Genomic DNA, 21,584 nt, shown 5'->3' with positions numbered 1-21,584 from the left:
CGGCGACCGGGTCGTCGCCACGGATGGCGCGAACGGGATACACCAGTGTGTCCGGGACCGCGCCGCTCCCGGCCACCGAGGCCAGGTCCGCGAAGCACACCGCGCCCGGAAGGCCCAGGCCGTCGTCGCCGAGCACTCCGATCGCCTCAGCCGGCACGTCGGCCGGCAGCGCCGCCGGTATCCAGTCCCGGCGGAAGAGCGACTCATGGCCGCCCGGGGCCGCGAGCTTCTCCGCGGCGAAGGGACGGAGGACCAGCGACTCGACCAGGCCGACCGGCCGGCCGGTGGCATCGGCGATCGCCAGCGACACCGCGTCGGGGCCGACCGCGGCCACGCGAACGCGAAGCTCGGCCGCGCCGGACGCGTACAGCGACACGTCCGACCACGCGAACGGGAGGCGGCCCTGTCCGGTGTCGGGCAGCAGTCCACCAAGTCCGATGGCGTGCAGGGCGGCGTCCAGGAGAGCGGGGTGCACGCCGAAGGACCCGGCGTCCGCCTGCGCCTCCGCCGGCAGGGCGATCTCGGCGAAGACCTCGCCGTCCCGCCGCCAGGCCGACCGCAGGCCTTGGAACACCGGGCCGTACTCGAGACCGGCGGCCGCCAGCCCCTCGTACAGGCCGTCGACCGGGACGTGCTCCGCGCCGGCCGGCGGCCACTGCGCGAGGTCGAAGGAGGCCGGGGGCGCAGCGGGCGCCAGGATGCCGGTGGCGTGGCGGGTCCACGGCAGGTCGGGCCAGGTGTCGTCGACACCGTCGTCCTGCGGCCGCGCGTGCAGGCTCAGCGGCCTGCGGCCCTGCTCATCGGGGGCCCCCACCGTCAGACACAGTTGGAGGGCACCTGTCACGGGGAGCACCAGGGGCGCTTCCGCGGTGAGCTCCTCCAGTCGGCTGCATCCCACCTGGTCGCCGGCCGCGATGGCGAGGTCGACCAGAGCCGTGCCCGGGAGCACCACCCGGCCCGCGACGGCGTGGTCGCCGAGCCAGGGGTGCGTCCGTACGGACAGCCGGCCGATGAAGAGCCGCCCGTCCAGTTCGGGCACCGACACGGCCGCGCCGAACAGCGGGTGTGTGACCGCACCGAGGCCGGCCGCGGTGACGTCCCCGGCGTGATCGGCTCCGCTGTCCAGCCAGTAGCGCTCACGCTGGAAGGCGTAGGTCGGCAGGTCGACCCGGCGGGCACCGGTGCCGGCGAAGACGGCCTGCCAGTCGACCTTCGCACCGAGCACGTGGAGTTGGCCGAGCGCGGTGGTGATGCTCTCCGGCTCGGGGCGGTCGCGGCGCAGGGCGGGGGTGAGGACGGCGTCGGTGTCCTCGGCGAGGCACTGCCCTGCCATGGCGCTGAGCGTGCCGTCCGGGCCCAGCTCCAGGAACGTCCGGACGCCTTCGCCCTCCAGCACGTGCACCGCATCGGCGAAGCGGACGGCCTCGCGAACATGCCGCACCCAGTACTCGGGGTCGGTCAACTCGGCCGACACGAGCGAGCCGGTCAGCGTCGACACGATCGGGATCCGCGGCTCCGCGAACGCCATCTCGGCGGCCACGGCGCGGAACTCCGCCAGCATGCCGTCCATCAGCGGCGAGTGGAACGCATGACTGACGGTGAGCCGCCTGGTCCGGCAGCCGTCGGCCGCCAGCTTCTCCGCGACATCCAGAACGGCCTGTTCGGTGCCAGAGATCACCACGGACGCCGGCCCGTTGACGGCAGCGATGCCCACCTCGGCCGTCAGCAGCGGCAGCACGTCGGCCTCCGCCGCCTGGACGGCCACCATCGCGCCACCACGCGGCAACGCCTGCATCAACCGGCCACGCGCCGCCACCAGCCGGCACGCGTCCGCCAGCGAGAACACACCCGCCACATGCGCCGCAGCCAACTCACCGATCGAATGCCCCGCCAGGAAGTCCGGCCGCACACCCCACGACTCGACCAACCGGAACAGCGCCACCTCCAGCGCGAACAACGCCGGCTGCGTGAACCCCGTCTCGTCGATCAGCTCCGCATCCCCGACCGCCCCGCGCAGCGAACGCCCCAACAGCGGATCCAACTCCACGCACACCGCATCGAACGCAGCCGCGAACACCGGGTAGGAGGCATACAACTCCCCGCCCATCCCGACCCGCTGACTGCCCTGCCCCGCGAACAGGAACGCCGTGCGACCACCCGTCCCCGCAACCCCACGAACCCCTGCCGAGCCGCCGGCGGCCAGCGCCTCCAGACCGGCCAGCAACTGCGCCCGGTCATCACCGACCAGCGCCGCCCGCTGCTTGAGCGCCGCGCGTCCGACGGCGAGGGAGAGGCCGACGTCGGCCAAATCGAGCGTCGGGTCGGCGGCCAGGTGGGCCCGCAGGCGCTCGGCCTGGGCGCGGAGGGCCGCGTCGTCGTGGCCGGAGAGCACGAGCGGCACCGGGCGGGGCCGGCCGTCCGGGCGCGCCGCCGCCGCGGTGGCAACGGGGGCCTGTTCGAGGATGGCGTGGGCGTTGGTGCCGCTGACACCGAAGGACGAGACGGCGGCCCGCCGGGGTCGGCCGGTCTCCGGCCAGGGGCGCTCCTCGGTGAGGAGGCGGACCGTGCCGGCCGACCAGTCGACGTGCGGGGTGGGTTCGTCCACGTGCAGGGTGCGCGAGAGCACGCCGTGGCGCATCGCCATGACCATCTTGATGATGCCGCCGACGCCGGCCGCGGCCTGGGTGTGGCCGAGGTTGGACTTGAGCGAGCCCAGCCAGAGCGGGCGGTCCGCGGGCCGGTCCTGGCCGTAGGTGGCGATCAGGGCCTGCGCCTCGATGGGGTCGCCGAGGCGGGTGCCGGTGCCGTGCGCCTCCACGGCATCGATCTGATGGGCGGTCAGCCGGGCGGCGGAGAGGGCCTGCCGGATGACCCGCTGCTGCGAGGGGCCGTTGGGGGCGGTGAGTCCGCTGCTGGCGCCGTCCTGGTTGACGGCGGTGCCGCGCACGACGGCCAGCACGGGGTGGCCGTTGGCGACGGCGTCCGAGAGCCGTTCGACGAGCAGCATGCCGACGCCCTCGCCCCAGCCGGTGCCGTCGGCGGCGGCCGCGAAGGACTTGCAGCGACCGTCGGCGGCCAGGCCCCGCTGGCGGCTGAAGTCGATGAAGGCGTTGGGGGTGGACATCACGGCGACGCCGCCGGCCAGCGCCAGCGAGCACTCCCCTGCGCGCAGCGCCTGCACCGCCCAGTGCAGGGCGACCAGCGAGGACGAGCACGCGGTGTCGACGGTGACCGCCGGGCCCTCCAGGCCGAGCGCGTACGCAACGCGGCCGGAGGCGACGCTGCCGGAGTTCCCGTTGCCGAGGTAGCCGGCGACCTCCTCGGGCACGGTGACCAGGCGGGAGGCGTAGTCGTGGTACATCACGCCGGCGAAGACGCCGGTGGCGCTGCCGCGGACGGACTCCGGGTCGATGCCGGCCCGCTCGAACGCCTCCCAGGAGGTCTCCAGCAGCAGGCGCTGCTGCGGGTCCATGGCGAGCGCCTCGCGCGGCGAGATACCGAAGAACGCCGGGTCGAAATCGGCGGCGTCATGCAGGAAGCCGCCCTCGCGGGTGTACGAGGTGCCGGGGCTGTCGGGGTCCTCGTCGTACAGGGCGGAGACGTCCCAGCCGCGGTCGTCGGGGAACTCCGAGACGCCGTCGGCGCCGTCGGAGACCAGCCGCCACAGCTCCTCGGGCGAGGTCACTCCGCCCGGGTAGCGGCAGGCCATGCCGACGATGGCGATCGGCTCCGGCTCCTGGTCCTCCAGCTCGCGGAGCCGCCGGCGCGTCTCGCGCAGGTCGGCGGTCGCCCGCTTGAGGTAGTCGAGGAGCTTCTCTTCGTTCTCCACGTGCTGTCACACCCTTGAACCCGGTCGTGGGGGCCGTGCCGGCCGCTTCCGGAACGTCCGAGCACGTCCGGAGGGCCCTGGGCACGGCCGCCGATGATTCGCGATGAAAACGTGCGCCCGAAACTCCGCACCGACCCGGGAGGGAATCTGCCCCGGCGTTTCCGGTTCCGGTTTCCGCGCACCGGTCCGCCGGATTTCGAGTCGCCCGGCCGGTGGAATTCTCCGGCAGGGCCACGGTCATTTCCTGTTCGCCGCCACGCTAGCAGCGGCGTTCCGCGGGAGGCATCCCCTAACCTCCCCCTAGCCGGGTGCGGGGATATCCGCGGCAATTCCGCCGGACCGGCCGCGAATCAGCCCATCGGGAATTTCACCTGACCGGAGACGATCGGGTTGAGGTAGTTCGGTCCGGCGATCTTCAGGCGGTTCATGGCGAGGCCGGTGAGGCCCTCGAAGATGGCCCGGCGGGCGTTCATGGTGGTGGAGTAGCCGGGGTCCAGGTGCGGGGCGACCTCGACCACGTCCATGCCGATGACCTTGGTCTCGTGACAGATCCGGCGGAAGGCCGGGAAGATCTCGCGGTTCGTCAGGCCGCCGGGCTCGGGGGTGCCGGTACCGGGTGCGTAGACGGGGTCGAGGACGTCGATGTCGAGGGAGAGGTAGACGAACTCCGCGTTCTCCTGGACCTCGGCGATGGCCTTGTCGAGCACGGCGTGGAAGCCGATCCGCTCGATCTCGGCCATGAAGTGGGTCTTCATGCCCTGCCGCCGCATCCAGTTGAAGAGCTGGTTGTCGGGGCCGGTGACGGTGCGCACGCCGACCTGGACGACGTTGCCGGCCGGCACCCCCTCGTCCTCGATGATGCGGCGGATCGGGGTGCTGTGGGTGGCGCGGTGGCCGAGCTGGCTGTCGTGGCAGTCCGGGTGGGCGTCGAAGTGGATGACGCCGATCTTCTCCGGGCCGTACACGTCCGCGAGGGCTCCGACGCTCGGCCAGAGCAGCGAGTGGTCGCCCCCCAGCAGGACCGGGACGGCGCCGACCTCGGCGATCTCGCGCACCAGGGAGCGGATCGGGCCGATGGAGTTCGGGGTGCTGAACGCGTCCACGGCCGCGTCGCCGTAGTCCACGACCTTGAGCACGTCGAACGGGTTGATCCGGGTGCTCGCGTTGATCATCGCTTCGGGCGTGTTGAAGATGTAGCGCTCGTCGGCGCGGATCATGCGCGGCCCGTACGCGGCGCCGCGGTGGCCGACCGAGGAGTCCAGCGGAATGCCCAGCACGGCGACGTCGACGTCGCCGGCCCGCAGGTCCTCCTGGTTCAGGCAGTACGGGACGCCCATGAAGGTGGCGAGCCCCGAGTAGGCGGGGTGAGCGTAGTAGCGGCGCAGGTCGATCGGCCCGGGCTCGCGGGCGGGAGCCGCGGACCGGTCGACCTCCAGGCGGAACTCCGGGATCTCGGACTTGTCGTTCACGCGTCTCCTCGGTGGCATGGCAGGGCGGGCGTCGCGACGGTGCGGGGCGCGGAGTGTCGCGCCGCTCGACGGGGCGCAGGCCTGCACGCGGGTCGCTGCGGACCGAGCCTAGGTCGGCCGAAATTCCGTCAGTACCCGTGCGCGCCACTACCCGACCCCTAGGTCGCCGGGGCCGACCCCTACCTTCGGTGCGCCGGCCGGAGGTGGCGGCTGGGCGGTGTCCGCCGGGAGCCCGCGCGGGCTCCCGGCGGACACGGCGTCAGTTCAGGCCGAGCTCCTCGTCGAGCAGGCTGAACAGCTCGTCGGCGGTGGCCCCGTCGAGTGCGGTGTCCTCGGCGCGGGTCGGCTCACCGGTGGCCGCGGTCCGGGTCTCGGTCCACATCGCCAGCAGGGTGCGCAGCCGGGTGGCCACGCTGCGGTGCTCCTCGTCGCCCGGGGTGAGCGAAGCGAGGATCGACTCCAGGCGGTCGAGTTCCGCACCGATCGGCAGCGCCGGGCCCACCGCGGCCTCCTGCTCGCGGGTCTCCTCGCGGAGGTAGGCGGCGAGGGCGGCCGGCGTGGGGTGATCGAAGATCAGCGTGACCGGCAGGCGCAGGCCGGCGGCCGCCCCGAGCCGGTTGCGCAGGTCCACGGCGGTCAGCGAGTCGAAGCCCAGCTCCACGAACCCGCGGGCCGGTTCGATGGCGCTCGCACTGCCGTAGCCGAGTACCCCGGCGACCTGGGCGCGTACCGCGTCCAGCAGGATGCGGTCGCGGTCGCCGTCCGGCAGTCCGCGGACCTGGTCGGCCAGGGTGCTGGGCACCGGCTGTCCGGCCCGGCCGTCGGCGGCCGTCCGTGGACCGCCGGCCGGGCGGTGGGCCGGCGGTCGGACCAGGCCGCGCAGCAGGTGCGGCACCGCCCCGGGGTCGCCCTGGGCGCGGACGGCGGCGGGGTCGAACCGCATCGGGACGAGGTGGGCGTCCGGCAGCGCGAGCGCCCGGTCGAGCAGGTCCAGCGCCTCGGCTGTGGGCAGCGGGGCGAAGCCGGCCCGGGTCATCCGGGCCACGTCTGCCTCGTCCAGGCTGCCGGACATGCCGCCGGACGGGCCGGCGGAGTCCCCGTCCGGGGCCCACAGGCCCCAGGCGAGCGAGACGGCCGGCAGCCCCCGGTTCCTGCGGTGCCGGGCGAGGGCGTCCAGGAACGCATTGCCTGCGGCGTAGTTGGCCTGCCCGGGGCCGCCCAGCACACCGGCGGAGGAGGAGAAGAGGACGAAGGCCGCGAGATCGAGCCCGGCGGTCAGCTCGTGCAGGTGCCACGCCGCGTCGATCTTGGGGCGCAGCACCGACTCCAGCCGCTCCGGCGTCAGGGCGGTCACCACGCCGTCGTCCAGGACGCCGGCGGTGTGCACGACGCCGGTCAGCGGGTGGGCGGCGGGGACTGCCGCGAGCAGGTCGGCGAGCGCCGCCCGGTCGCCGGTGTCGCAGGCCGTGACGGTCGCCTCGGCACCGAGCGCGGCCAGGTCGGCGACCAGGTCCGCAGCCCCGGGGGCGTCGGCGCCGCGCCGGCTGGTGAGCAGCAGGTGCCTGACCCCGTGCCGGGTGACCAGGTGGCGGGCGACCAGCGCACCCAGCGCTCCCGTGCCACCGGTGACCAGAACGGTGCCGTCCGGGGCGAAGGCCGCTGTGCCGCGGTGGTCCTGTCCGTGGTCGGCCGCGACCGACTCCGTGGTGACCGGCTTCGTGGTGACCGGCTTCGTGGTGACCGGCTCGGCGCTGACCGGCTCGGCGGCGACGGGGACGCGGGCCAGTCGGGGCACCTGTACCGTGCCGCGCCGGACGGCGAGCTGCGGCTCGCCGGACGCCAGGGCGGCCGGGAGAGCGCGGACCGAGTCGGCGTCCTCGTCCAGGTCGACCAGGACGATCCGGCCGGGGTTCTCGCTCTGGGCGGAGCGCAGCAGTCCCCATGCCGGTGCGTGTGCCGGGTCGGCAAGGCCCTCCTCGTCGCCGACGGCGACCGCACCCCGGGTGAGGAGCACCAACCGCGCGTCGGCCGGGCCCTGGTCGGTCGCCCACTGCTGGGCGAGGCGGAGCGCACGGAGGGCGGCCGCGCGGGCCGCCTCCGGGGTGTCGGAGGCGGGGGCGTCGGTGGCCTGCGTGTCAGTGGTCCGTGTGCCGTCGGGGCGGGCCGGGAAGGCGGGGACGAGCACGGTCGCCGGTGCGGGCGCTCCGGCGGCCACGGCCGCGGTCAGGACGGCGAGTCCGGGGTATCCGGGCAGGTCCTGCCCGTCCGGCCCGACCAGGCCGTCGGCGGTGCCGAGCACCGCCCACGGCTGCCCGTCCGGCGCCGTGTCGGCGACGGCTGCGGGTGCGCCGGGCAGCGCGGTCCACTCGATGCGGAAGAGCGAGTCGTGGAAGGCGTCCCGGGCGGCGTGCAGTTGCTCGGCGGAGGCCGCGCGCAGCACCAGGGTGTCGACGGTGGCGACCGGGTGGCCGTGCTCGTCGGCCAGGTCCAGGGCGACCGCGTCCTGGCCGGCCGGGGCGAGCCGCACCCGCAGCGCGGCCGCGCCCGGGGCGTGCAGCCGTACGCCCGTCCAGGAGAACGGCAGCCGGGGGCGGCCCGGGTCGAGGTCGGCGGCCGGCACCAGGCCGCCGAGGCCGATGCCGTGCAGGGCGGCGTCCATCAGCGCGGGGTGCAGCCCGAATGCGGCGGTCTCCAGTGCGCGGCCGGTCGGTTCGGGGGCGATTTCGGCGAAGAGTTCGCCGTCAAGCCGCCAGGCGCGGCGCAGGCCGCGGAAGGCCGGCCCGTAGTCCAGACCGGCCGCGGCGGTCGCCGCGTACAGGCCGTCGGTGTCGACCGGTTCGGCACCGGCCGGGGGCCAGGCGGTGAGGTCGAGGCCGTCGGCCGGGGCACCGTCGGCCAGCAGGCCGGTGGCGTGGCGGGTCCACGGCTCGTCGGCGGGGACGTCCTCCACCCGGGAGTACAGCGCCAGGGCGCGGCGGCCGTCCGGCTCGGCGGCGGCAACGGTCAGGCGCACCTGGACTCCGCCGCGTTCGGGGAGCACCAGCGGTGCGGCGAGGGTCAGTTCGTCGAGGAGCTCGCAGCCGACCTGGCGGCCGGCGCGGAGCGCGAGTTCGACGAGGGCGGTGCCGGGCAGCACGGTCGAGCCGTGCACGGTGTGGTCGGCCAGCCAGGGCTGGGTCGAGCGCGCGACCCGGCCGGTGAACACCAGCGCTCCGGTGTCGGGGAGTTGGACGGCCGCGCCGAGCAGCGGGTGACCAGCCAGGTCGAGTCCGGCGGAGGCCATGTCCCCGGCGGACAGGCCGGCGTCGAGCCAGTAGCGCTCCCGCTGGAAGGCGTAGGTGGGCAGGTCGATCCGGCGGGCACTCCCGGGGCCGACGAGGAGCGCCGACCAGTCGACGTCGGCGCCCCGGACGTGGAGTCCGGCGAGGGCGGTGGCCAGGGCTCGGGGCTCGGGCCGGCCCCGGCGCAGGGCAGGCAGGAAGGCGGGGCCGGTGCCGGTGACGCAGTCCTGGCCGAGGGCGCTGAGGACGCCGTCGGGGCCGAGCTCCAGGTAGCGGGTGGCGCCTTCGGTCTCCAGGGTCCGGACGGCGTCGTGGAAGCGGACGGCCTCGCGGACGTGCCGCACCCAGTACTCGGGGTCGGTCAGCTCGGTCGAAACGAGCGAGCCGGTCAGGGCGGAGGCGATCGGGATCCGCGGCGCCTCGTACGCCACCTGCTCCGCAACGGCCCGGAAGTCGTCGAGCATGCCGTCCATCAGCGGAGAGTGGAAGGCGTGGCTGACGGTCAGCCGCTTGGTGCGGCGGCCGTCGGCGACGAGCTTCTCGGCGATCTCGACCACGGCGGTCTCGGCACCCGAGATCACCACGGACGTCGGGCCGTTGACCGCGGCGATGCCGACACCGTCGGTCAGCAGCGGCAGCACCTCGCCCTCGGCGGCCTCCACGGCGACCATCGCGCCGCCGCGCGGCAGCGCCTGCATCAAGCGGCCACGCGCCGCGACCAGCCGCGCCGCGTCGGCGAGCGAGAACACACCGGCGACGTGCGCGGCCGCCAGCTCGCCGATCGAGTGACCGGCGAGCAGGTCGGGCCGGATGCCGAAAGCCTCCGCCAACCGGTAGAGCGCCACCTCCAGGGCGAACAGGGCGGGTTGGGTGTACGCCGTCTCGTCGATCAGCTCGGCGTCCGCGATCGCCTCGCGCAGCGGACGCTCCAGGTGGCGGTCCAGCTCCCTGCAGACGGCGTCGAAGGCCTCGGCGAACACCGGGAAGGCCGCGAACAGTTCCTCGCCCATGCCGGCCCGCTGGCTGCCCTGGCCGGTGAACAGGAAGGCGGTGCGGCCGGGCGCGGCCGCGCCGCGGACCAGGCCGGGTGCCTCGGCGCCCTCGGCCAGGGCGGCCAGGGCCGCCAGGAGGTCGTCGTGCCCGGCGGCGACCAGGACGGCCCGCTGCTCCAGGGCGGCGCGGGTGGTCGCCAGTGCGTGGCCGACCTCCTCCGGGGACGGCTCGGGGTGGCCGGTCAGGTGCGCCAGCAGGCGGGCAGCCTGGCCACGCAGGGCGGTCTCCCCCTTGGCGGAGAGCGGCCAGGCGAGGACGGGTGGCTGCGCCGGGACGGGCGGCTGCCCATCGGCGGCCGCGGCAGACGAGGTCTCCGGGGCCTGCTCCAGGACGGTGTGGGCGTTGGTGCCGCTGATGCCGAAGGAGGAGACGGCGGCGCGGCGCGGGCGGCCGGTCTCCGGCCACGGCACGGAGTCGGTGAGCAGCGCGACCGCGCCCGCCGCCCAGTCCACGTGCGGCGAGGGCGCGTCCACGTGCAGCGTCCGCGGCAGCACGCCGTGGCGCATCGCCATCACCATCTTGATCACACCGGCCACGCCGGAGGCGGCCTGGGTGTGGCCGAGGTTGGACTTCACCGAGCCGAGCCACAGCGGCCGGTCGTCGGTGTGGTCCTGTCCGTAGGTGGCGAGCAGGGCCTGCGCCTCGATCGGGTCGCCGAGGGTGGTGCCGGTGCCGTGCGCCTCCACCGCGTCCACCTCGTCGGGGGTGAGCCGGGCGTCGGCGAGGGCCTGCCGGATGACCCGCTGCTGGGAGGGGCCGTTGGGGGCGGTGAGGCCGTTCGAGGCGCCGTCCTGGTTGATCGCCGAGCCGCGGACGACCGCCAGCACCGGATGGCCGTTGCGGCGGGCGTCCGAGAGGCGCTCGACGAGCAGCATGCCCGCGCCCTCGCCCCAGCCGGTGCCGTCCGCCGCCGCGGCGAAGGACTTGCAGCGGCCGTCCTCGGCGAGGCCGCGCTGGCGGCTGAACTCCACGAACGTGCCGGGGGTGAACATCACCGTGACACCGCCGGCCAGTGCCATCGTGCACTCGCCGCTGCGCAGCGCCTGGACGGCCAGGTGCAGGGCGACCAGCGAGGAGGAGCACGCCGTGTCGACGGTGACCGCCGGGCCCTCCAGACCGAAGGTGTAGGCGACGCGGCCGGAGACGACGCTGCTGGAACTGCCGGTGCCGAGGTAGCCCTCGACCTCGTCGGGGGCGGCGCGCAGCCGGGTGCCGTAGTCGTGGTACATCACGCCGGCGAAGACGCCGGTCCGGCTGCCGCGCACGGTGGCCGGGTCGATGCCCGCACGCTCGAAGACCTCCCAGGCGGTCTCCAGCAGCAGCCGCTGCTGCGGGTCCATGGCGAGCGCCTCGCGCGGCGAGATACCGAAGAACGCCGGGTCGAAGTCGGCGGCGTCGTGCAGGAAGCCGCCCTCGCGGGTGTACGAGGTACCGGGGTGGTCGGGGTCGGGGTGGTACAGCGCGTCGAGGTCCCAACCGCGGTCGGTGGGGAAGCCGGAGATGCCGTCCCGGCCGCCCGCGACGAGCTGCCAGAGCGCCTCGGGCGAGTCGATGTCGCCGGGGTAGCGGCAGGCCATCCCGACGATCACGATCGGGTCGTCGTCGAGCCCGGTGGCGGCCACGGCGGGTGCGTGGCCGACCGGATCGGGGCGGTCGCCGAGGAGTTCGGCGCGCAGGTGGACGGCGAGCGCGGCGGGGCTGGGGTAGTCGAAGACGAGCGTGGCGGGGAGCCGCAGGCCGCTCGCCGCGCCGACCTGGTTGCGCAGTTCGACGGCGGTCAGCGAGTCGAAGCCGAGCTCCTTGAACGCCCGTTCGGCGTCGACGGCGGCGGCGTTCGGGTAGCCGAGGACCGCGGCGACGCGGCCGCGGACGAGGTCGAGCAGCTCGCGTTCCTGGTCGGCGGGGCTCAGTACGGCGAGCCGGTCGGCGAGCTGCCCGGCGGCGCCGGCCGCGGCCGGCCCGTCGGCGGTGCGGACGGCTCGGCGCAGCGGGGCGCGGACCAGGCTGCGCAGCAGCGGCGGGACCTGCCCGTCGGCGGCCCTGCTCCGCAGGACGGCGGTGCTGATCCGCATCGGGACGAGGACGGCGCCGCCGTCCTGCGCCCGCTGGGCGGCGAGGGCCGCGTCGAACAGGGCCAGGCCCTCGTCGTCGGAGAGCGGACCGAGGCCGGAGCGTTCCATCCGTGCGAGGTCGTTCTCGGTGAGGTGGCCGCTGACGCCGCTGGCCTGCGCCCACAGGCCCCAGGCCAGCGAGGTGGCGGGCAGGCCGTGGGCGCGGCGGTGCTCGGCGAGGGCGTCCAGGGCGGCATTGGCAGCGGCGTAGTTGCCCTGGCCGGGGCCGCCGAAGAGGCCGGCTGCGGAGGAGAAGAGCACGAAGGCGGCGAGGTCGAGCCGGGCGGTCAGCTCGTGCAGGTGCCGGGCGCCGTCGGCCTTCGGGCGCAGGACGGCGTCCAGCCGGTCGGGGGTGAGTGAGCTGATCACGCCGTCGTCGGTGACGCCGGCGGTGTGGATGACGGCGGTCAGCGGGTGGGCGGCGGGGACGGCGGTGAGCAGGTCGGCGAGCGCCGCCCGGTCACCGGTGTCGCAGGCAGCGACGGTCGCCTCGGCGCCGAGCGCGGCCAGGTCGGCGGTCAGCTCGGCCGCGCCGGGGGCGTCGGCGCCGCGCCGACTGGTGAGCAGCAGGTGCCTGACCCCGTGCCGGGTGACCAGGTGGCGGGCCACCAGTGCACCGAGCGCGCCGGTGCCACCGGTGACCAGGACGGTGCCGTCGGGGTCGAGGGCGGGCGGCCCGGACTCGGCCGCGGGAACGGCGACCCGGGTCAGTCGCAGGGCGTGCGGGGTGCCGCTGCGCACGGCGAGCTGCGGTTCCCCGGCGTCGAGGGCGGCGGGGAGGACGCGGGCGGAGGCCGGGTCGCCGTCGAGGTCGACCAGGCTGATCCGTCCGGGGTTCTCGGTCTGCGCGGAGCGGACGAGTCCCCAGGCGGCGGCGTGCGCCGGGTCGAAGACGTCCGGGTCCTCGGCGGTGGCGACGGCGCCGCGGGTGAGCACCACCAGGTGGCCGTCGGCGGTCCGCTCGTCGGCGAGCCAGCCCTGGACGAGGGCGAGCACCCGGTGGAGCGCGCCGGCGGTCGCCGCCGGGGCCGGGTCGGCGGGCGGCAGGCAGGGGGCGAGCACCACGTCGGGGACGGGGCCCGCCGCGGCGAGCGCGGCCAGATCGGGGTGGTGCTCCACGGGGAGGCCGAGGCCGGCCGGGGCGTCGCCGCCGAGCACGGCCCAGCGCTCGCCCCCGGCGGCCGCGGGCTCGCGGAGGGGCAGCGCGACCCACTCCGGGCGGAACAGCGACTCGTGGTGGAGGGTCTGCGCGGCGTTCACCTGCTCGGCGGTCACCGGCCGCAGGACCAGCGCGTCGACCGTGGCGACGGGCCGGCCGTCCTCGTCGTCCAGGCGCAGGGTGACGCCGTCCGTGCCGTGCGGGGTGACCCGGGCGCGGAGGGCGGCGGCCCCGGCGGCGTGCAGCCGCACGCCCGTCCAGGAGAACGGCAGGCCGGCCTGCCAGTCGGCGCCGTCGGCTACGGTCAGGCCGAGGGTGTGCAGCGCGGAGTCCAGCAGCGCGGGGTGCAGTCCGAAGCGGGCGGCGTCGGCCTCGGCCTGCTGCGGCAGGCGCAGTTCGGCGTACACCTCGCCCTCGTGCCGCCAGGCACGGTGCAGGCCCTGGAAGGCCGGGCCGTAGTCGAAGCCCACCGCGACCATGGCCTCGTAGCGGCCCGCCAGGTCGGCCGCGACGGCGCCCTCGGGCGGCCAGGGGCCGGGCGCGGGGGCGGGCGCGGGGGTGCCGGCCGTGGCGAGCACCCCGGTAGCGTGTCGGGTCCACGGCTCCTCGGCGGGGAGGTCCTCGCGGCGGGAGTGCAGGCTGAAATCGCGGCGGCCGTCGGGGGCGGGTGCGCCGAGGGTGAGCCGCAGCTGGACACCGCCCTGCGGGGGCAGCACCAGCGGTGCGGCGAGGGTGAGTTCCTCCAGCAGGTCGCAGCCGACCTGGTCGCCGGCCCGCAGGGCGAGTTCGACGAAGGCGGTCCCGGGCAGCAGCACCGAACCCATCACGGTGTGGTCGGCCAGCCAGGGGTGGGTGCTCAGGGCGAGCCGCCCGGTGAACACCAGCCCGCCGGAGTCCGGGAGTTCGGCGGCGGCGCCGAGGAGCGGATGGCCGGTGGCGCCGAGACCCGCCAGGGTGACGTCGCCCGCGTCCGCCGGCGGGACGTTCGGCCAGTAGCGCTCGCGCTGGAAGGCGTAGGTGGGCAGGTCGACCCGGCGGGCTCGCTGCCCGGCGAGGACCGCGGGCCAGTTCGGGTTCGCTCCGCGCACGTACGCCTCGGCGAGCGCGGCGGTGAGCGTCTGCTGTTCCGGTCGGCCGTGGCGCAGCGTGGGCAGGAAGGCGGCCGGTCCGGTGGCGCTCTCCTGCGCGAGGGCGCTGAGGACGGCATCGGGGCCGAGCTCCAGGTAGGTGCCGACGCCCTGGGTGTCGAGCGCCCGGACGGCGTCGGCGAAGCGGACGGCTTCCCGGACGTGGCGCACCCAGTACTCGGGGTCGGTGAGTTCGGCGGACGCGGGGGCTCCGGTGAGCGTGGAGACGATCGGGATGCGGGGCGTCCCGTACCGCAGCTGGGCGGCGACCGTGCGGAATTCCGCCAGCATGCCGTCCATCAGCGGCGAGTGGAAGGCGTGACTGACCGTCAGCCGCTTGGACTTGCGGCCCGTCAGCTGCTCCATGACGGCTCGGACGGCGTCCTCGGTGCCGGAAAGCACCACGGACGCGGGCCCGTTGACCGCGGCGATGCCGACGCCCCCGGTCAGCAGCGGCAGCACCTCCGCCTCGGACGCCTCGACGGCCACCATCGCGCCGCCGCGCGGCAGCGCCTGCATCAGCCGGCCACGGGCCGCCACCAGTTGCGCCGCGTCCGACAGCGAGAACACGCCGGCCACGTGTGCGGCGGCGATCTCGCCGACCGAGTGGCCGACGAGCACGTCCGGGTGCAGTCCCCAGGCCTCCAGCAGGCGGAACAGGGCCACCTCGACGGCGAACAGCGCCGGCTGGGCGCACGCCGTCTCGTTGATCGACTCGGGGTCTGCGATCGCCTCGCGCAGCGGGCGGTCCAGCAGCGGATCGAGCTCCGCGCAGACCTCGTCGAAGGCGTGCGCGAACACCGGGTGGGACGCGTGGAGTTCCGCACCCATTCCGGCCCGCTGACTGCCCTGGCCGGTGAACAGGAAGGCGGTCCGGCCGAGCGCCGCGGTGCCGCGGACCAGGCCGGGCGCCTTGGCGCCCTCGGTGAGGGCGGTGAGCGCGGCCTGCCGGGCGGACGGGTCCGCTCCGGTGATCAGGGCCCGGTGTTCGAAGGCGGCGCGGGTGGTGGCCAGGGAGTGGCCGAGGTCGGCCGGGTCCAGGGCGGGCCGCTCGGCGAGCAGCGCCGACAGCCGGGCCGCCTGGCCGCGCAGCGCCTCGGCGCTGCGGGCCGAGAGCGGCCAGAGCACGGCCGTCGGCGCAGCGTCCCCAGCCGCGGGTTCGGGCTCGGGTTCGGGCTCGGGCGCCGGGGCCTGTTCCAGGACGGTGTGCGCATTGGTGCCGCTGACGCCGAAGGAGGAGACGCCGGCCCGGCGGGGCCGTCCGCTCTCGGGCCAGGGACGGGCCTCGGTGAGCAGTTCGACGGCGCCGGACGCCCAGTCGACGTTCGGCGACGGCTCGTCCACGTGCAGGGTCCGAGGCAGGACGCCGTGCCGCATCGCCATGACCATCTTGATGATGCCGGCCACGCCGGCGGCGGCCTGGGTGTGGCCGAGGTTGGACTTCACCGAGCCGAGCCAGAGCGGCTGTTCGGCCGGCCGGTCCTGGCCGTACGTGGCGAGCAGTGCCTGGGCCTCGATCGGGTCGCCGAGCGCGGTGCCGGTGCCGTGCGCCTCGACCGCGTCGACCTCATGGCCCGACAGGCCCGCCGCGGCGAGTGCCTGGCGGATCACCCGCTGCTGGGAGGGCCCGTTCGGGGCGGTCAGACCGTTGGACGCGCCGTCCTGGTTGACGGCGGAGCCGCGGACCAGGGCCAGCACCTGGTGCCCGTTGCGCTGCGCGTCGGAGAGCCGCTCGACCAGCAGCAGGCCGACGCCCTCGCCCCAGCCGGTGCCGTCCGCGCCCGCGGCGAAGGCCTTGCAGCGCCCGTCCGCGGCCAGGCCGCGCTGGCGGCTGAAGTCGATGAAGTTGCCGGGCGTGGACATCACAGTGACGCCGCCGGCGAGCGCCAGTTCGCACTCGCCCGAGCGCAGCGCCTGGACGGCCCAGTGCAGGGCGACCAGCGAGGAGGAGCAGGCGGTGTCGACGGTGACCGCCGGACCCTCCAGGCCGAGGGTGTACGCGATCCGGCCGGAGAGCACACTGGCCGCGTTGCCGGTGCCGAGGAATCCCTCGGAGCCGTCCGGGGCGCTGACCACGAGCGGCAGGTAGTCCTGGCCGTTGGTGCCCGCGAAGACTCCGGTGCGGCTGCCGCGCAGGGTGGTCGGGTCGATGCCGGCCCGTTCGATCGCCTCCCAGGCGGTCTCCAGCAGCAGCCGCTGCTGCGGGTCCATCGCCAGCGCTTCGCGCGGCGAGATGCCGAAGAAGCCGGGGTCGAACGCGCCGGCGTCGGCGAGGAAGCCGCCCTCGCGAACGTAGCTGGTGTCCGGGTGGTCCGGGTCGGGGTGATAGACGGCGTCGAGGTCCCAGCCGCGGTCGCCGGGGAAGGGCACCAGCGCGTCGGAGCCGTCGGCGAGCAGCCGCCACAGCGCCTCGGGCGAGTCCACGCCGCCGCCGAACCGGCAGCTCATGCCGACGATCGCGATCGGCTCGTCGTCCGCGGCGGCGCTCCCGGTGCGCTCGGGTTGCCCGGCCGCGGGGGCCGCAGCGCCGAGCAGTTCGGCGCGGAGCAGGTCGGCGAGGGCCGTCGCGTTGGGGTGGTCGAAGACGAGGGTGGCGGGCAGCCTCAGGCCGGTGAGCGCGACCAGCACGTTGCGCAGCTCGACGGCGGTCAGCGAGTCGAATCCCAACTCTCGGAAGGCCCTGGCGGGTTCGACGTCCTGCGGTCCGGCGTGGCCGAGCACGGCGGCGACCTGGGTGCGGACGAAGTCCAGCGCCATGCGCGGCCGTTCGCTCTCCGCCGCCGCGGCCAGCCGCTGCTGGAAGGTGGCGCCGCCGGACTGCTCGCCGTACTCGCTGTCGGCGGCGGCCATGGCCTGCATTGCCTCGGGCAGCTCGTCGAAGAGCGTGCTGGCGCGGATGCCGGTGAACTGGGGTGCGAAGCGGTCCCAGAGCACGTCGACCACGAGGGAGAAGGTCTCGTCGAGGTCGAGGGCGTGCTGCATGGCGGCGATAGCGGTGGCCGGGTCGAGCGCCGGGACGCCGCCGCGGCGCAGCCGGTCCTTGACGGTGTCGTCGACCGCCATGCCGCCCTCCGCCCAGGCGCCCCAGGCCATCGCGGTGGCGGGCAGGCCGGCGGCGCGGCGCTGCTCGGCGAGGGCGTCCAGGAAGGCGTTGGCGGCCGCGTAGTTGCCCTGGCCGGGCCCACCGAAGGTGCCGGCGAAGGAGGAGAACATGACGAACGCCGAGAGGTCGAGCTCCCGGGTGAGTTCGTGCAGGTTGACGGCGGCGTCGACCTTGGGGCCGAGCACCCCGGCGAGTCGCTGCGGGGTGAGGGCGTCCAGCACGCCGTCGTCCAGCACGCCGGCCGCGTGGACGACGGTGGTCAGCGGGTACTGGTCGGGGATGTCGGCCAGCAGGCCGGCGAGCGCGGCGCGGTCGGTGACGTCGCAGGCGGCGACGGTCACCCGAGCGCCCAGGGCGGTGAGTTCGGCCTCCAGCTCGGTCACGCCGGCGGCGTCGCGGCCGCGGCGGCTCGTCAGCACCAGGTGCTCGGCGCCGCGGCCGGCCAGCCAGCGGGCGACGTGGGCGCCGAGCGCGCCGGTGCCGCCGGTGACCAGGGCGGTTCCGCGCGGCGACCAGCCTTCGGCCGGGGCGTCGGTGCGCGGGGCGCGGACCAGGCGGCGGGCCAGGATCCCGGCGGGGCGGATCGCCAGGTGGTCCTCGGCGCCGAGGCCGGCGAGCACGGCGGCGAGCCGGTCCTGGGCCCGCTCGTCCGGGGTGGGCGGCAGGTCGATCAGGCCGCCCCAGCGGTCCGGGTACTCCTGGACGACGACCCGGCCGAGGCCCCAGACCTGGGCCTGGACGGCGTTCTCCAGCCGGTCCGCGCCACCGGTGGTGACCGCGCCCCGGGTGGCGCACCAGAGCGGGGCCTCGATGCCGGCGTCGCCGAGCGCCTGGACCAGGGCGAGCGTCCCGGTCAGTGCGAGCGGCGCGGACGGGTGCTCCGGGTGCGTTCCCGAGGCCAGCGGGAGGAGCGAGAGCGCGCCGGTGAACTCTTGTCCCTCAGAGGCGAGTTCGGCGCGCAGAAGGTCGGCGACGGCGGCCCGGTCGGTGGCCGCGGGGTCGACGGCGAGGTGCCGCACGCGCACGCCGCGCCGGGTGAGGGCCTCGGCGGCCGCGGAGCTCCACGCGTCGGTGTCCGCAGCAGCCTCGGCCGGGGTGACGAGCAGCCAGGTGCCGGTGAGCCGCCCGGTCGGCGTGTCCGGGACAGGCCGCCAGGCGATCCGGTAGCGCCAGTCGTCGACGGTCGAGCGCAGCCGGCTGCTGCGGCGCCAGGCGGTCAGTGCGGGCAGGACGGCATGGAGCGGCTGGTCCCCGGCGACGGCCAGGGTCGTGGTGAGCGCTTCCAGGTCGCCGCGCTCGACGGCCGCCCAGAACTGTTCGTCGGCCGGTGAGCCGGCCGTCGCCCCGGCGGCGGCGCCCTCGTCCCACGCCCCTGCGGTGGGCCAGAACCGGCGCTGCTGGAAGGCGTAGGTCGGCAGGTCGACCCGGCGTGCGCCAGTGTCGGCGAAGTACGCCTGCCAGTCGGGCCGGGCCCCGCGCACCTGGAGCCGGGCGAGCGCGGTGGTCAGTGCGCGTGCCTCGGGCCGGTCGGCGCGCAGAGCCGCGGCGAAGGCGGAGTCGCGGTGCCGGGCGTTCTCATCGCCGAGGGCGGTCAGTGTGCCGCCGGGGCCGATCTCCAGGAACGTCCGGACGCCTTCGGCCTCCAGGGCGCTGATCGCGTCGGCGAAGCGGACGGCCTCCCGGACGTGGCGCACCCAGTACGCGGGGTCGGTCAACTCCTCGGCGGCGAGCGCCCCGGTGAGGGTGGAGACGAGCGGAATCTGCGGGGCCTCGTAGGCGACCTGGTCGGCGACCGTTCGGAAGTCCGCCAGCATGCCGTCCATCAGCGGCGAATGGAAGGCGTGACTGACCGTCAGGCGGGTGGACTTGCGACCCGTCAGCTGCTCCGTGACGGCCCGGACGGCATCCTCGGCGCCCGACAGCACCACGGACGTGGGCCCGTTGACCGCGGCGAGGCCGACGCCGTCGGTGAGCAGCGGCAGCACCTCGGCCTCGGAGGCCCGCACCGCCACCATCGCGCCGCCGCGCGGCAGCGCCTGCATCAACCGGCCACGGGCCGCCACCAGCCGGCACGCGTCCGCCAGCGAGAACACGCCCGCCACGTGCGCCGCGGCCAGCTCACCGATCGAATGCCCCGCCAGGAAGTCCGGCCGCACACCCCACGACTCGACGAGACGGAACAGCGCCACCTCCAGCGCGAACAACGCCGGCTGGGTGTACCCCGTTTCGTCGATCAACCCCGCATCCGCGATCGCCCCGCGCAGCGGACGGTCCAACAGCGGGTCCAGCTCAGCGCACACCGCGTCGAACGCAGCCGCGAACACCGGGTAGGAGGCATACAGCTCCTCGCCCATCCCGACCCGCTGACTCCCCTGCCCCGCGAACAGGAACGCCGTCCGGCCCTCGACCGGCGAGCCGAACACCAGGTCGCCCGAACTCCCTTCCGCCGCAAGGACGTCCAGCGCGGCCAGGAGCTCCTCGCGGCCGTCCGCGACCAGCACCGCGCGCTGCTCCAGCGCGGCGCGGCCGGTCGCCAGGGTGTACGCCACGTCCAGCGGACGCAGGTCGGGCGCGGCCGTCAGCCGCTCCCGCAGCCGCGCGGCCTGGGCCTGCAGCGCCGCCTCACCCTTGCCGGAGAGCAGCCAGGGCAGCACGCCGGGCGCCGTGTCGGGCCCGTCCGGCGCCTGCTCGGTCTCCGGCGGCGCCTGCTCGATGATGGTGTGGGCGTTGGTGCCGCTGAACCCGAACGAGGAGATGCCGACGCGGCGCGGCGCGCCGGTCTCCGGCCAGTCGCGGGCCTCGGTGAGCAGTTCCACCGTCCCGGCCGACCAGTCGACGTTGCCGGTCGGCCGGTCCACGTGCAGGGTCTGCGGCAGCAGCCCGTGCCGGATCGCCATGACCGACTTGATGACGCCGCCGATGCCGGCCGCGGCCTGGCTGTGACCGATGTTGGACTTCAGCGAGCCGAGGTAGAGCGGGCGGCCCTCGGGCCGGTCCCGGCCGTACGCGTCGATGATGGCCTGCGCCTCGATCGGGTCGCCGAGGGTCGTGCCGGTGCCGTGCGCCTCGACCGCGTCCACCTGGTCGGGCGTCAGCCGCGCGCTGGCCAGCGCCTGGAGGATGACGCGCTGCTGGGAGGGGCCGTTGGGTGCGGTGAGGCCGTTGGACGCGCCGTCCTGGTTGACGGCGGAGCCGCGGACGATCGCCAGCACCGGGTGGCCGTTGCGGCGGGCGTCCGACAGGCGCTCCACCAGCACCATGCCGGCGCCCTCGGCCCAGCCGGTGCCGTCGGCCGCTTCCGCGAAGGACTTGCACCGGCCGTCGGCGGCCAGGCCCCGCTGGCGGCTGAAGTCCACGAAGGTGCCGGGGGAGTTCATCACGGTCACCCCGCCGGCCAGGGCGAGCCCGCACTCGCCGTTGCGCAGCGCCTGCACGGCCAGGTGCAGCGCGACCAGGGACGAGGAGCACGCGGTGTCGACGGTGACCGCCGGGCCCTCCAGGCCCAGGCTGTACGCGATCCGTCCGGAGACCACGGAGGCCGCGATCCCGGTGCCGAGGTAGCCCTCGACGTCGTCGGTGGAGCCGAGCAGGACGGTCAGGTAGTCCTGCCCGCTGGTCCCGGCGAAGACACCCGTCCGGGTGCCGTGCAGCGACAGCGGGTCGATGCCGGCCCGTTCGAAGGCCTCCCAGGAGGTCTCCAGCAGCAGCCGCTGCTGCGGGTCCATCGCCAGCGCTTCGCGCGGCGAGATGCCGAACACGGCGGGGTCGAACCGGGCGAGGTCGTGGATGAACCCGCCCTCGCGGGTGTAGCAGGTGCCCGGGTGGTCCGGGTCCGGGTGGTAGAGGTTCTCCAGGTCCCAGCCGCGGTCGGCCGGGAAGCCGGACATCGCGTCGCCGCCCGACGCCACCAGCTGCCACAGGTCCTCGGGCGAGCGGACGCCGCCGGGGTAGCGGCAGCTCATCCCGACGATGGCGATCGGTTCCTGGTCCCTGGCCTCGGCCTCCCGCAGGCGCAGCCGCGTCTGGGCCAGATCGGCCGTCACCCGCTTGAGGTAGCCGCGGAGTGTCTCTTCATTCGCCATCGTTACTGTGACCTCTTTACGGCCTTGCGGCTGCGAGCGGATGTTCACCCCGTGCAGGGCTGTTCCGACCGGGCGGCGGGACGTGGCGGGGCAGCGCCGCGGCGAAGGCGGTCCGGGCAGCCGGAAGGCCCCGGGTGGTCGCCGCTCCGCGCAGGAGCGGGCGCCCCGCCGGAGGCCTCACGGTGTCCGGAGCCCGCGTTCGCCGGCAGGCCCGATCCGCCTGCCGCCCGCGACGCTCCCCAGCTCATCGGGAACCATTTCCGGCGCCACGCTAGGAGCCGCCCCGGGGCCGAACAACCCCTACCGCTCCCCTACGAACCGCGGCGCTGCGCCCCCGTTTCGGGAGGTGGGCGGGAGTTCGGCAGCACCG

At 75.5% G+C, this 21,584-nt stretch carries 3 protein-coding genes; all 3 read right to left on the bottom strand.

Annotation, left to right across the window (positions count from 1 at the left end):
• Positions 1-3,829: type I polyketide synthase (locus tag ACZ52J_RS23495; protein ID WP_465621405.1), on the bottom strand; the 3,829-nt coding region annotated here is incomplete at its 3' end.
• 350 nt (positions 3,830-4,179) lie between these two features.
• Complete coding sequence (locus ACZ52J_RS23490; RefSeq protein WP_465621403.1) at positions 4,180-5,298, bottom strand: agmatinase family protein; 1,119 nt, start codon at positions 5,296-5,298, stop codon at positions 4,180-4,182.
• Positions 5,299-5,557: 259 nt separating this feature from the next.
• Positions 5,558-21,175 carry a type I polyketide synthase gene (locus ACZ52J_RS23485; RefSeq protein WP_465621420.1) on the bottom strand — a complete coding sequence of 5,206 codons (15,618 nt, stop codon included), beginning with the start codon at positions 21,173-21,175 and terminating at the stop codon, positions 5,558-5,560.
• Positions 21,176-21,584 lie beyond the last annotated feature (409 nt).

It is taken from the genome of Kitasatospora sp. NPDC034035 (assembly GCF_055575755.1).
Note: the sequence above shows the minus strand (reverse complement) of the source record. Positions and strands in the feature narration are given on the sequence as shown.